Here is a 13,387-nt window from a genome sequence, read left to right as displayed (position 1 = left end):
AAAATGAGTTCAAAGACAGACCAACAGCGTAGTTTCAGAACCAGAGTCACACGCGGATTAGACGTGAGCGTCACGATGAGCGCCATCGTGTTTTGGCTCATCGTCCTCGGGTGGGCATACACACAGGAGATGTCGCGTGTCAAGTACGGTGTCATCTTCGTCGGCGGCATCATGAGCGTCTACGCACTCGATCAAACACGACAGGCGCTCGAAGACGGCAACCGGATCGACGCCGCGGTTCTTCTCCCGTCGGCGATTATCCTGATCAGCGCATCGTTGTACTTCGCAACGAACTTCCAACAGGTGTATGTCATGCAGCAGGGGTACGCGTTAGAGCACGAGTACATGCTCGCGCGACTCGTTATCCTCTCGATTCTCTATCTCACGTGGCGAGAGTTCGGGAATCTCTTTCTCGGACTCGTCGGCGGTGCAATCGTATACGGCATGTACGGCAACTACGCACCGGGGATTTTGAACCACGGCGGGATGACGGAGTTGACGCTTCTACAATCGCTCGTCACGGATCTCTACGGATTCTATGGAAGCCTCACACAACTGACGGCGGCGTGGATTGCACCGTTTCTACTGTATGCCGGACTGCTGTTCGGCTATGGTGCGTTCGACCTGATTCTCCGGGTCGCAATCCAGTCGGGGAAGTATATCGAGTCCGGTGTCGCACAAACGGCTGTGTTGGCGTCGGCAGTCATCGGCTCTATCAACGGGTCCTACACCGCCAATGCCGCAATGACCGGGTCGTTCACGATTCCGACCATGAAAGACAGCGGAATGTCTTCTCACCGAGCCGCAGGTATCGAGTCGGTGGCTTCGACATCGGGACAAGTGCTGCCGCCGGTCATGGGAGCGTCCGCATTCGTCATGGCGTCGTATCTCCAAGTCTCTTACCTCGACATCGTTACTGCGGGACTGATTCCCGCTGCGATACTGGTGGCCTGTATCGGTATTGCCGTCCACTACGTCGCCATCAGCGACGCCAGTAGTCAGGGGATGGACTTCGAGGAGTTCTTCGACGACGAACTCACGACGAGGCAGAAGGCGTTCGAGTCGGTTCGGTTCGGCATTCCGTTCTGCGTCCTGATTTACCTCTTAGGAATCCTCCAGTTCACAGTCATGACCGCTGCGCTGTGGACAATCGTGTCGATGGTCGTCTGCGGTGTCACAATCCCGGTTGTGCAACGACTCGTTGATAACACCAGCACGTCTCCGGGAACGGAAATCGTCCAGCAACTCCGCAACACTGTTCACGGCTTCCGTCGGGGGGCAATCATCCTCGCGCCCATCGCGATCATCCTCGTGGCAGTCAACGGCGTCATCGACATCTTCAGCGTAACTGGCGTGCCGAACAAGATCGCACTGCTTCTCATGGATCTTTCGGGCGGGATGCTGCTGCTCGCCGTTCTCTTGGCGATGCTCGTTTCGATTCTAATGGGCGTGGGCATGCCGACCGTCGCAGCGTACGTTATCGTCGCAATCCTCATCGCACCGACACTCGTCACCGACTTCGGAATCCCGAAGATTGCCGCACACTACACAGTGTTCTACGCGGCTATTCTGGCTGGCATCACGCCGCCCGTCGCAACGGCTGCGGTGGTCACAGCGGGTATCGCGGAGGCGAATTTCTGGCGGGTGTGCGGTGCTGCGATCAAGATCGCCGCGCCGCTTTTCATCCTCCCCATCGCATTCGTCTACAACCCCGCGATGATCTCGATGGATCTCACGACACCCGGGCTCGTCGCCGGGACGTTGGTGCTAATGGGAAGTATTACGATGATATACGGCCTCAACTATCCGTTCAAAATCAACGCCGGTCCCCGTACCGCACTTCGACTGTCACTGACTGTCCTCGGGATGTTCGTGATGGTCTATCCGGGGCAGATAGCGAAGGCCGCCGGAGGACTCGTGTTCGTCGGCGTGTTCGTCGCAGAGAAGATGATGACTGACGGAAAGAAGCTTCCCTTCTCTTCGGGGGTAGACCAATGAGTGCAACTGACGGAACAACCGAGAACGTCGGTGGATTCGAAGCGTTCGTTCCGGAACCGCTCATGCCGATCTGGAACCGGTTCCAAGCAGTCCAGCGGTTCCGGGAGACCTACGGGGAAACCTACACCAACGTCCTCGAAGGGATCGTCGCTGTCATTCTTACCAGCGGATTTCTCTACTGGCTCTTTCTGTTTCTGATCGCGGGTGGATAGAGAACCGGGAGACGAGTCGCCAATCTCTCAGGACTCGTACCACTCCGCGGCACGCGCCACATCGTGTGGGATGTGGTTGGACTGTGCCTTCACATCGTCCAAATACGATTGTAAGTCCGACTTGAACGACGGATGTGCGCAGTGTTCGATGATTCGCTCCGCGCGTTCGACGGGCGAACAGCCACGTACGTCGGCAACACCCTGTTCGGTGACGAATACGTCGATGTCGTGTTCTGTGTGATCGACGTGGAACGTCATGGGGACGACACGGGAGGTCTCTCCATCATCGAGGGCCGACGGGAGCGCACAGATCGAAAGCAACGCGTTTCGGTTGTAGTCTGCCGATCCGCCGATACCGTTCACCATCCGCTTTCCACGGATATGCGTCGAGTTGACGTTACCGTAGATGTCGAACTCGATGGCGCTGTTGACGCCGACGACGCCGAACTGATCGATAAGTCCGGGGTGGTTTGCAACGTCCGCCGGGCGGAGAACGATGTCTTCGGCGTACCGCTCGATATCCTCGAAGAGGCGTCGTTGACCGTCTGCGGTCAGTGCCATCGAAGTCGCGCTTGCAGACGCCAATCTGCCGGAGTCGAGCATGTCGAGAAGCCCGTCTTGGATCAACTCGCCGTAGTAGACGACATCTCTGTCACCGAAGTCGAGCGCTCTAAGTTCGCCCATCAGAGCGTTTCCGAGCGACCCAACGCCGAACTGGAGATGTATCGCATCGTCGAATACCGGCGAGCGTTCCATCTCATCGGAGAGGAACGACCGGAGGTTCGCAGCAATCGCTAAATCGTCGTCTGTCGGGTCGCGGAACGTGTACGTCGAGTCCGCGCGGTCGGTTTCGACGACGCCAACCAACTTTTCCGGGGCGAACTGGACGTACGACGTGCCGATTCTGCCACCCGGGTCGGTGAGTGGGATGGGCGTCCGGTTCGGCGGGGAGTCGGGACGGTAGATATCGTGGACGGACTGGAGGCCAAGCGGATGTTGGTGGTTCAGTTCGATGAATAGCTCGTCGGCGGCTTCGACGAACGCCGGAACCTGACCGACAGACGTTGACGGAACGAACCATCCTTCGCCCACGGCGACCGCCTCGACGATAGCCACGTCGGGATCAACCATCCCCCCGTACTGTACTTCGTCACCGATAGACGATGCGTTTCGGTCGCTGAAGGCGATATCGCGCCGGTTCGTCGCACGTCGAGCGACGCTGGATGATTGATACGAGAACCGTCGTGAGATGGCACCTGACTCGACGAGGTCAACGTCGATTTCGTCTCCGACGTTCCCACTGCTTACGAGCGTCAGTCTGAGGTCGCGGTCGGAGTTCGCGAGAGCCAACGGGATTGCTTTCGGATACCCGACACTCCCGAACCCGCTCGTGAGAACGGTCGCATCGGAAGCGATACGCGCTGCCGCCGTCTCAGCGTCGGTGGAGGGAAGGTCACCCTGCACTCGGCGTTCGATAGAGTCTCCGTGAGGCCTCCCCGGATTACTCATGACTGCCTCCAGCCATCCGCCGAGAGGGGGTAGTCGGCTGCCGATTCAGTTCGGAAGTCGATGGTGACAGTGTCGTCACCGTCGCAAATCTGCACATTGTCTGCATACTAGTTGCCGATTGGGAACATTGTCCGTTCGCTATCGCTGAGGAGGCCAGTACGGTACGGTACGGTACGGTACGGTACGGTACGGTACGGTACGGTACGGTACGGTACGGTACGGTACGGTACGGTACGGTACGGTACGGTACGGTACGGTACGGTACGGTGGCTGGCCCGAAGTCGCTGATTGAACATTTTCGCAGTGTATAATAAACGATGGGGTGGGAATCGAAGTCGAGAACAGCAGCAGAAAACCGTCGGCGTACAGATTGTTCGCTGTGACTTTAGTCGAACGCGGGGATGCCCGTGAGGTCTTTTCCGAGAACGAGCGTGTGGATGTCGTGAGTACCCTCGTAGGTGTACACCGTCTCCATATTAGCCATATGACGCATCGGCGAGTAGTCGGTCGTAATGCCGTTTCCGCCGAGCATCTCGCGTGCGACGCGAGTTTGGTTACGAGCCATACGCACGTTGTTCCGTTTGGCCATCGAAACGTGTTCTGGCCGGAGGTTCCCCTGTTCTTTGAGTTCAGCGAGTCGGTGCGCGAGTAGTTCCGCGAGCGTGATCTGCGTGGCCATCTCGGCGAGGTTCTGTTGCTGGAGTTGGAATCCGCCGATTGGCTGTCCGAACTGTTCCCGGTCAGTTGCGTAGTCTTGGGCCTCCCGGAAAGCGTCCTTTGCAGCACCGATAGCACCCCAGGCAATTCCGTATCGTGCCTGCGTCAAGCAGGACAGTGGTCCCTTCATGCCTTTGACGTTCGGAAGGACATTCTCGGTGGGAATGCGAACGTTCTGGAGGGCGATTTCGCCGGTAATCGATGCGCGAAGCGACAGCTTATCGTCTATTTTGTTCGTCGTGACGCCATCGCGGTCCGTTTCGACGAGGAACCCTCGAACCGGCGTATCTTCGCTGGATCGGTCACGTGCCCAGACGACCGCGACATCCGAGATGGGTGAGTTCGTGATCCACGTTTTCGATCCATTGAGCACGTACTCGTCGCCGTCACGTTCGGCGTAGGTTTCCATGGCCGATGGATTCGACCCGTGCTCCGGTTCTGTCAGACCGAAGCATCCGACCGCCTCGCCCGAACCGAGTTTCGGAAGCCACTCGTCTTTCTGTGCTTCGCTCCCGAATGCGTGAATCGGGTACATGACGAGCGCACCTTGGACGCTCGCCATCGAGCGAAGACCCGAGTCGCCGGCCTCCAGTTCTTGCATGATCAGCCCGTACGCCCGCTCGCTGACGTTTGGAAGGCCATAGCCCTCAAGGTTCGGTGCGTACAGTCCGAGTTCACCGAACTCCGTGATTAACTCGGTCGGAAATGTCCCTTCGACGTAATGGTCGGCGATATCCGGTTTGACTTCGTTCTGGACGAACTCGCGCACCGAGTCACGGATCATTCGTTCTTCGCTGGATAGCTTACTCTCTAAGTCCACATAGTCGAGCATTACGTATCCGTTCTTTGAACCAGATAATAAATCTTGGTCCAGCGCCGCGACGTGAGACGAAAGTCCAAGGACGAGCAAATCGTGTCTATGGCGACATACATATCACCGAGTCGCGTCATTGTGCGAGCAGTTAGCAATGAAGCACCACGATGTCGCCATCATCGGTGGCGGCTGTGTCGGACTATCAACAGCGAAGCATCTCACAGAGCTGACTGACCTCGACATTGCCGTCTTCGAAAAAGAACACCACCTCGCAGAACATCAAAGCGGCCGTAACTCCGGTGTTCTCCATCCCGGATTCAACTACCCACCGAACTCGAAGAAGGCACAGTTTGCGACCGAAGGAACACGCCGGATGAAACAGTACTGCGCCGACCACAACATCCCGTGTGAGGAATTTGGTGTCCTCGTCGTCGCTAAGACCGACCACGAAGAGGAGCATTTAGACGTGTTAGCTTCACAAGCGGAGGCAAACGGCGTCGAGTACGAACGTCTGGACTCCTGTGCAGAGATACAGGAACACGAACCACACGCGGTAGGGCAGGCGGCGTTGTATGCACCCGAGGCGGCCTCGGTCGATTCTCAACAGTACGTCTACGCGCTCGCACGCGAAATCCAGCAGAACGATGTCTCGCTTTACACGGGACACGCGGTTGAACGAGTGCGAAAGAAGACATCCGGGTACCGCCTCACAACCAGCAATAGCGAGATAGACGCCACGCATCTGGTGAACGCTGCCGGCCTCCACGCCGACACGTTGGCACAACAAGTTGGGGTCGGTGAAGACTACCAGATGATTCCGTTCCGCGGTGAGTACTACGAGGTGACACCGGATCGGTCAGATGTCTGCCAAACCATGATCTATCCGACACCGGACCCGGAACTGCCGTTTTTGGGAGTACACTATACACGGCGAACGGACGGAAAAGTGATCGTCGGGCCAAACGCCGTTCTCGCTTTCGGTCGAGAAGCATACCAAAACACGGACGCAGATCTGTCGGAACTCAAGGACATAGTCGCATATGATGGGTTTCAGAAACTCTTGAGTTCGAAAACGATGCTCGCTGTCGCTTGGTCGGAGCTAAACAAGTCCTACCGCAAGAGCAAATTCACCGAGGCCGCCCAGCGATTAGTTCCGGGCATTAGATCGAACGACCTCAACAAGAGCTATTCGGGGATTCGAGCGCAACTCGTGAGCGCCGACGGGGACCTCGTCAAAGACCCGCTGACTATCGAAACCGATGATGCAGTTCACGTCCTCAACGCGGTGTCGCCGGGGCTCACATCATCTCTGCCGTTCGGCGAACATATCGCCAAACAAGTTAGCGAGATGGAATAGCCCATCTTAGCATACACCATAGATATCAAGTACTCGTACAACCCGACCGTATGAACACAAACACGGTACGGTGAATTCTGAGAATAAGGTCACGGACTCGCCGCTATCGACCCGGTGCTAATCACTCAGATTCCGACCGCACCCGTATTCAACAGAGCCGTTCAGTCACTATTGTTGGCGGCTGCTTCGGTCACAGACTGGCCGATTTGAGACACTTCAGCATCAAGGTTGACACCTTCCCAATCTTGGTCTGCATGGAACCCTTCGCGTTCCTTCGCACTTTGTGCGACACGCATGAACTCAGCGTTTTCACGCGCCTGGGGAATAGTGTATCCGCCACAATATGATAAGCCGGAACGAATGCCAGCACAAAATTCCTCTACAACTGCTCTTAGCGACCCCTTGTAGGGCGTCAGAGCCTCAACGCCTTCGTCAGCATCGACGTTATTATGTTTGTCATCGCGGTCCTCAGCTGCGGCGGTAGTTGCCATTCCGCGTGAGCGTTTGTACTGGTGTCCGTCGATTTCGACGATTTCTCCAGGTGCTTCTGCGGTCCCAGCGAAGATACTGCCCAGCATCACGGTATCAGCACCCGCCATCAACGCCTTCACTGCGTCTCCGGACGTCCGTATCCCACCGTCTGCGCAGATAGTGACACCCAACTCATCAGCGACTGAGGCACAATCATCAATCGCAGTCAGTTGCGGGACACCAGCACCAGCCACCTTTCGAGTAGTGCAGTGGGACCCCGGACCGATACCGACTTTGACGCAATCTGCTCCGGCTGCTGCAAGGTCTTCAACGCCTGCGGGTGTCGCTACATTGCCGGCAATCAGAGGGGTTTCCGGGAACTCGTCAGCAAGTGTTTCAACGGCTGTCAGCGTGCGTTCGAGGTGTCCATGCGCGACATCTACGACGAGAGCATCGACACCCGCTTCAACTAATGCGGTACTGCGCTCTACGAAGTCTTCATTGATACCGACTGCAGCCCCGACGGATTGGCCTGCGGTAGTAACCGCTCTGACTTGGGCAGCCTGTTCTTCGGGATCGAGGAATCTATGTATCACACCGAAGCCACCTTCACGGGAGAGTTCGATCCCCATCTCGTCCTCTGTAACCGTATCCATCGCTGCGGAGACGAGTGGAGTGTTCAGTTCGATAGACGGTGTGAGGTTGGTCGAGAGGTCAACATCGTCCCGACTGTCAACCGGCGACCGTTTCGGTACTAACAGCACATCGCCGTAGCTCAGTCCGGTTCGAAGGTCGTTCATGTCCCCTCAAATCGAGGGGAGTGGGAGTATATAACTCGTTCGGATCATCCTCGCAATGGTGAACACTCAACTGCGGGAATATAGTATTGTTCAAATATAGCAATATAGCTAACAAAAGAGGCAGATGGTATTAAAATAGATTGTACAGCTCGGAATAGAAATCATAATAGTAAACTCCAAGCTATGAGTTCCAATACCCCAATTAAGTTTAGCTCTATCAAAGGAATATACAAATTAGATAAATATAGACAATTTATGGCGAAATTATCATAGATAACTTTAATCACCAAATTAATTAGATATAGCGACTTCCTCGTCTCAAAAATAAAAATATCCCAGATAATCTAAGTAGTATTAATTTGCATCTATTAATATAGTGAGAGTCAAACAATTCTATTCGCGGTTGTATTCGAAAGGATAGTTGGTTTCATGTCATGTCCAGTTCATAGACCAAACAGGCTCGACGGACCTGGAGGGCCAGTGCATGCGATATAGTACCACGCAAATACTAAGTATACTGGACTAGAGAGATAGCACTATGTCTTCGGGAATCGGCTCGATGGCTTGTGACTCAAGCCAATCGTCCCGGCGTGCGACCGATCTTGAGCTCTTCGCTTCCTTTTTTACTTTTTTCACATTTTTCACATTTAAACTGGCGTAGACTGCCACGGTGTGGGTAAACACCCACGCGCAGGTAGAAAACGTCAGTTGTGGTTTGTTCCGGAACACCCCAACAATGGAGTTCCGGATCAACTGTTCCCGACCACGTAGTGTCTGCACACGAATCCCGACAACCATCCAACCATCAATATGAACGCACACAACAAGCAAACGTATCGAGACCAGCAAACGACCGCCGCTGAACAGCCACTTGCGGCCCAAGAACCAGCATCGGTAACCGTTGAGAGCCGGTCTATTCGAGTAGTACTAGAACGGCTTTCCGATCATCGGTGCGACTACTGCGGAGAAGTGATTGGAGAAAAGACGCAGTACCGGAACGTCACTGTCCGCGATTCGAACGGCGAGATCTGCGACTACGCATTCTGTACCGAAGAGTGTTCGACCTCCTGCTTCGGTAGCCGGTAACGTATCTGTCCGAGGGGTAATCTGTCGAACACGTATCCGGTGTAGCGGAGTTGTTACGCCGATATGCGCAGATCCGATTAATAACTGTTCAACAAGTTCCAACAATTATACGGAGATAATCGAAAGGCGTTACTCGACTCGTGCTAACTCTTCGTCCATCACCCACACTACCTCTTCGTTCATACTACTGGCCGAAATCAGTGATCAGTTCCATTGACTCGGTTGTCAGAGGACGCTAGCAAAATTTGGCACCCACATCATGTAGCTGTTCGTTATACTGAGCGAGATTGATGAGCAGTGGCGTTATCCCCTCAATTTCCGGCGCATTCGTTATCGGTCCCGCCTCATGAGCGGTGACTCCGTTAATCTCCTCTGCGAGTTCCACGATCATTTCTCTCGCATCCGGGTCGTTGCCGACGACTAAGGTATCAACGTCCAAGTCCGTCTCAAGGTCGGCGAGTTGCCCTGCCGGGAGGTTATGGAAGGCGCCGACGACCGGCGTCCCATCCGGCGCGGCATCAGCAACTAACTCGGTGACGCTCCCTTCGTCTGGCGGCTGATAGTGGAAGCCAGTCTCGTCTTTCGTGAGACCGACAGCAGGCGTAACGAGAGTCGTCTCTTCTAATTGCTCGGAGAGGTCACGAACCGTGTCCCTAACATGGAACGGGGGGACCGCCAATATCACGATCTCGGCGGTACTAGCGGCACGGGAATTAGACGCCCCGTGGATGCGTTCAGCGCTCTCATCGTCAATGTTGTTGCCGTACGAGACTGCCGCTTCAACTGCTTTCTCCGCCGTTCGAGACCCGATGACGACCTCGTGGTCTGTGTGTACGCCGAGTCGAACTGCAATTCCTTCTCCGAAGTCTCCAGTACCGCCGACTATTGCGATTCGCATACACTGACTACCCGGTAGAATAATAAATAAGATTGTGAAAGAGCAACTTCGGCTGGTACTTCGGTCGAAAGCTAGTGCATCGATGGCGACGCTACGTCGGCGTCTCAGTCGGCACTCCCATACCGGATATTGATATGTATCTCGTCGATCGTCGCGAGTAGTTTATCCGGGAGTTCATCCCGCAAGAGACTGCCTTTAACACGATTAGCGGGGCCAGAGATACTGATTCCACCGACCGGCGTGCCCTCTTCGTCACGAATCGGTGCCCCAACCGCATTCAGTCCTTCAATCGATTCACCGAGGTTGAACGCATAGCCTCGCTCCCGAATTTCATCTAACTCTTCAAGAAGTGCTTCTCTATCAGTAATCGTCTGATCAGTCGCTTCAATGAGTCCCTGCCGGTCAATGATTCCGTGGCTCTCTTCGTCCGGAAGATACGCCAAGATGGCCTTCCCGGCGGCAAGTTGGTGGAGATGCCGGCGTTGACCGACACGGGCAGATGTCTCTAACGGACTTGCACCCGAGGCTTTGTACAGGTGCACGCTGTAGTCTCGCTCCTTCGCAACGAGCCAGACTTTTTCCCCAGTCTCCTCAGCTAAGCGATCGACCTGCCTTCGGGCGACATCGAAAAACGAGATCCGGTCGCGAGCGCTGATTCCGAAGTCCAATAGCCAGAGACTGAGATAGAACTGTCCGTTCTCTCTAAAAAGGAGATCATTGTCCTCAAGCGTGAGAAGATGCCGATGAATCGTACTGCGAGCCAAATCGAGTTCCTCGGTTAGTTCATCGAGCGTGCGCCCCGGATTGTCCTTTAATTGCTCTAAGATCTGGATCGATGACTCCGTCGTCGTTACCGGGCGATTCGAACGAGGTTGTTCAGTCATATCTTACCATCAAGGAGTCTACGATTTAGCTTTTGTCCCGAAAACGCGAGACAGACTCCGATTGGTGAAGTATTTGCGTTGTCTATCGAGCGGAGCCAGTTGGTATAATTAATCAGAAATGCCGGACGAACCGGCGTTTCTCCCGCAAATTATCCGGACGGCACTCACTCCACCCAAACGGTCTTACGGTTGACAAACTCTCGAATGCCCGGTCCCGAGAGTTCACGGCCGTATCCCGAGTCACCGATGCCGCCGAACGGAACACGAGGGTCGGATTTGGTTAGTTGATTCACGTAAACGCAGCCAGCGTTAATCCGGTTCGCTAAGCGCTCGCCGCGTTCTCGATCAGCCGTCCAAATACTCGCACCGAGACCGAACCGTGTGTCGTTAGCCACGTCGATCGCTTCCTCGGCATCACTAACCTTGTACACCGCTGCGACGGGTCCGAACAGTTCTTCCGTATCAGCCGGGCATCCCTCGGGAACGTCGGTCAGAACCGTCGGGGGATAGTACGCGCCGGTTCTGTCAAGCGGTTCCCCACCGGTACGAACAGTTGCACCGGCCTCAGCGCTGGCGGTCACTTGTTCGTGGAGAGCAGCCATCAGATCCGGGTCCGCCTGTGGGCCAATATCCGTTGTTTCGTCCATCGGGTCGCCAATCGTCTGGTCTGCAAACGCACTTACGAGTCGATCGACGTACTCCTCGTAGATCGCTTCGTGGACGATGAACCGCTTTGCGGCGATGCACGACTGACCGTTGTTCTGATTCCGGGCCAGAACACCGGTTTCGACGGCGGCATCGAGATCGGCATCATCGAGGACGATGAATGGGTCGCTTCCACCGAGTTCGAGAACCGTCTGTTTCAGGTTCCGGCCAGCGGTCTCTGCGACGGCACGTCCAGCAGGTCCGCTTCCAGTAAGGGTCACGGCACGAACCCGGTCGTCTTCGATGACGCCGTCAACCTTCGATGATCCGATCATGAGGGTCTGAAAGACCCCTTCGGGATAGCCCGCCTCGCGAAAGATTTCTTCGAGCGCCTGCGCACAACCCGGGACGTTCGAGGCGTGTTTGAGCAACCCGACATTGCCAGCGGTGATGTACGGGGCGGCAAAGCGAATGACCTGCCAAAACGGGTAGTTCCACGGCATCACGGCCAAGACAGGACCGAGCGGTTCGTGGACAGTCTTGACCGTCGTTCCGGGCGGACTCGGGTGATGCTCGGATTCGAGGTAGGTACTCGCATATTCGGCATAGTGGTCGCACGCCCACGCGCATTTCTGGACTTCTGCACGCGCCTGAGCGATGGGCTTTCCCATCTCACGAGTCATTAAGGTCGCATACGTTTCCTCGTTCTCACGAAGGACATCACCAGCGGAGGCAAGGAGTTTCTCTCGCTCACGGAGCGGCCGGTCGCGCCATTCATCGAACGTGTTAGCCGCAGTTCCGAGCTTTGACTCAACGATATCATCACTGTCCGCTTCGTACGTGGCGATTCGCTCTCCCGTCGCAGGGTTTACGGAGTCCATCAGCTACGACATATGGCTGCGAAACAATAGGTATTATCCCGATTTTGCTTGTTACCAAGAAGCATGAAATGGGAGAAAATAGGAAGCCACAATCACACAGCCACAAATACAAGTAACTTGGATTCGACTGTTCGATAGAAGCCGCTTTCGCAGACGAAACCTGGTGAGAGGTACGTTACACACGTAGGACTGTAACTATAGTACGCGAATCGAACCGTATGATCCTCGCGGTCCCGTCAGGAGTAAATACGCATAGGTAGGTGAATGGCTGAACAACCCGCTTCGTTCCGTAAATAGCCTAAATGCTGGTACTGACGCCGTTTTCGGAGTCGCCAATAGAGATCGCAGTGCCATGTATCGCTCCCAATTAGTCGGGAGTCCAAGCTAATTGGATTAATTTGATCCAGACCTCTTCAGACAATAGTAGTAGATCATAGATTTAAGTCTACATATTTGGAAACAATATCTGTAAATATCAGCGTAGAATGAAAATAATTGTATAACTAGTTGTTGGTTGTGCATCAGCCAGCGTCCAAGAGTTTCGTACGATAAGATGGATTATTCGTTCAATCACCGGATTCAGTGCACCAGCTAACGACTTCTCACCCCCGTCAAGTCCGATAGGATGAGCCTCTACTCACAAAATACTCCGATCCTCACCCGTCAGAAAGAGAGAACAGTTCACAACCAAAGGGATGCGGCAGTCCGCGGCAACGCATCCGAGCCACCGCGATTCCCCACTGAAGACAGTGTCCGAGATATGTATATTTTCTGTCACAGCAGAACACTTTTACTTGGTGGATGAAAGCTTCCAGACGCTACCATGGCATGTAGTGCACAGCCCAACGATCAGTCTTGGGAACAGCAAGCATCCGCACTCGAAGGCTATCCTCCAAGTGTGAAGTTCGTTGCAAAGATGTTAGAGATAAAGGGCGAACTGACGCAGAGCGATCTCGTCGAAGAGACGTTGTTGCCAGCCAGAACAGTCCGATATGCGGTGAATACGCTGGAAGATGACGGGTATCTCGAAAGTCGGCATTACTGGAAAGATGCGCGAAAGCGCCTATACAGCCTCGAAGTAGCAGCAGTCGAAGACTCAAAGACCGTTAACTCGA

9 protein-coding genes and 1 pseudogene are annotated in these 13,387 nt (G+C 54.8%); 4 read left to right on the top strand and 6 right to left on the bottom strand.

Features of this window, described 5'->3' with window-relative positions:
• Positions 1 to 3 precede the first annotated feature (3 nt).
• Both HBOR_RS17020 and HBOR_RS17015 read left to right on the top strand, forming a co-directional pair.
• Entirely contained in the window at positions 4 to 1,998 is a 1,995-nt protein-coding gene (locus tag HBOR_RS17020; protein ID WP_013440780.1) for a TRAP transporter permease, read from the top strand.
• Positions 1,995 to 2,210, top strand: a complete 216-nt coding sequence (locus HBOR_RS17015; protein ID WP_006054568.1) for a hypothetical protein — start codon at positions 1,995 to 1,997, stop codon at positions 2,208 to 2,210. Before HBOR_RS17020 ends, HBOR_RS17015 begins: the two co-directional genes overlap by 4 nt.
• A gap of 27 nt (positions 2,211 to 2,237) precedes the next feature.
• Here the strand turns inward: HBOR_RS17015 and HBOR_RS17010 are convergent, their stop codons facing one another.
• Positions 2,238 to 3,719 carry an acetyl-CoA hydrolase/transferase C-terminal domain-containing protein gene (locus HBOR_RS17010; protein ID WP_049890693.1) on the bottom strand — a complete coding sequence of 494 codons (1,482 nt, stop codon included), beginning with the start codon at positions 3,717 to 3,719 and terminating at the stop codon, positions 2,238 to 2,240.
• Positions 3,720 to 4,104: 385 nt separating this feature from the next.
• Complete coding sequence (locus tag HBOR_RS17005; protein WP_006054570.1) at positions 4,105 to 5,268, bottom strand: acyl-CoA dehydrogenase family protein; 1,164 nt, start codon at positions 5,266 to 5,268, stop codon at positions 4,105 to 4,107.
• Positions 5,269 to 5,404: 136 nt separating this feature from the next.
• On the opposite strand from HBOR_RS17005, the gene lhgO reads away from it, so the two are divergent.
• Entirely contained in the window at positions 5,405 to 6,607 is a 1,203-nt protein-coding gene (gene lhgO / locus HBOR_RS17000) for an L-2-hydroxyglutarate oxidase (RefSeq protein WP_006054571.1), read from the top strand.
• A gap of 161 nt (positions 6,608 to 6,768) precedes the next feature.
• Here lhgO and HBOR_RS16995 read toward each other — a convergent pair whose 3' ends face one another.
• The 4 genes from HBOR_RS16995 to HBOR_RS16970 all read right to left on the bottom strand — a co-directional run bounded on the left by HBOR_RS16995 (position 6,769) and on the right by HBOR_RS16970 (position 12,272).
• Complete coding sequence (locus HBOR_RS16995) at positions 6,769 to 7,878, bottom strand: guanosine monophosphate reductase (RefSeq protein ID WP_006054572.1); 1,110 nt, start codon at positions 7,876 to 7,878, stop codon at positions 6,769 to 6,771.
• Positions 7,879 to 9,199: 1,321 nt separating this feature from the next.
• Positions 9,200 to 9,862, bottom strand: a complete 663-nt coding sequence (npdG, locus tag HBOR_RS16980) for an NADPH-dependent F420 reductase (RefSeq protein WP_006054574.1) — start codon at positions 9,860 to 9,862, stop codon at positions 9,200 to 9,202.
• 104 nt (positions 9,863 to 9,966) lie between these two features.
• Positions 9,967 to 10,746, bottom strand: coding sequence for an IclR family transcriptional regulator (locus tag HBOR_RS16975; protein WP_006054575.1), 780 nt, complete (start codon positions 10,744 to 10,746; stop codon positions 9,967 to 9,969).
• Positions 10,747 to 10,910: 164 nt separating this feature from the next.
• Positions 10,911 to 12,272 (bottom strand): NAD-dependent succinate-semialdehyde dehydrogenase, encoded by a 1,362-nt coding sequence (locus HBOR_RS16970; RefSeq protein ID WP_006054576.1) that lies wholly within the window; start codon positions 12,270 to 12,272, stop codon positions 10,911 to 10,913.
• A gap of 823 nt (positions 12,273 to 13,095) precedes the next feature.
• On the opposite strand from HBOR_RS16970, the pseudogene HBOR_RS16965 reads away from it, so the two are divergent.
• Positions 13,096 to 13,353: pseudogene (locus tag HBOR_RS16965) on the top strand (helix-turn-helix transcriptional regulator); the annotation flags it as partial.
• Between the last annotated feature and the right edge of the window lie 34 nt (positions 13,354 to 13,387).

Source organism: Halogeometricum borinquense DSM 11551 (genome assembly GCF_000172995.2).
Lineage (GTDB): Archaea > Halobacteriota > Halobacteria > Halobacteriales > Haloferacaceae > Halogeometricum > Halogeometricum borinquense.
Note: the sequence above shows the minus strand (reverse complement) of the source record. Positions and strands in the feature narration are given on the sequence as shown.

Excerpts from the sequence above, each read along its gene's own strand:
- HBOR_RS16970 (WP_006054576.1), bottom strand. The coding sequence starts at position 12,272 with ATGGACTCCGTAAACCCTGCGACGGGAGAGCGAATCGCCACGTACGAA.
- lhgO (WP_006054571.1), top strand. The coding sequence starts at position 5,405 with ATGAAGCACCACGATGTCGCCATCATCGGTGGCGGCTGTGTCGGACTA.
- HBOR_RS16975 (WP_006054575.1), bottom strand. The coding sequence starts at position 10,746 with ATGACTGAACAACCTCGTTCGAATCGCCCGGTAACGACGACGGAGTCA.
- HBOR_RS17005 (WP_006054570.1), bottom strand. The coding sequence starts at position 5,268 with ATGCTCGACTATGTGGACTTAGAGAGTAAGCTATCCAGCGAAGAACGA.
- HBOR_RS16995 (WP_006054572.1), bottom strand. The coding sequence starts at position 7,878 with ATGAACGACCTTCGAACCGGACTGAGCTACGGCGATGTGCTGTTAGTA.
- npdG (WP_006054574.1), bottom strand. The coding sequence starts at position 9,862 with ATGCGAATCGCAATAGTCGGCGGTACTGGAGACTTCGGAGAAGGAATT.
- HBOR_RS17015 (WP_006054568.1), top strand. The coding sequence starts at position 1,995 with ATGAGTGCAACTGACGGAACAACCGAGAACGTCGGTGGATTCGAAGCG.
- HBOR_RS17010 (WP_049890693.1), bottom strand. The coding sequence starts at position 3,719 with ATGAGTAATCCGGGGAGGCCTCACGGAGACTCTATCGAACGCCGAGTG.
- HBOR_RS17020 (WP_013440780.1), top strand. The coding sequence starts at position 4 with ATGAGTTCAAAGACAGACCAACAGCGTAGTTTCAGAACCAGAGTCACA.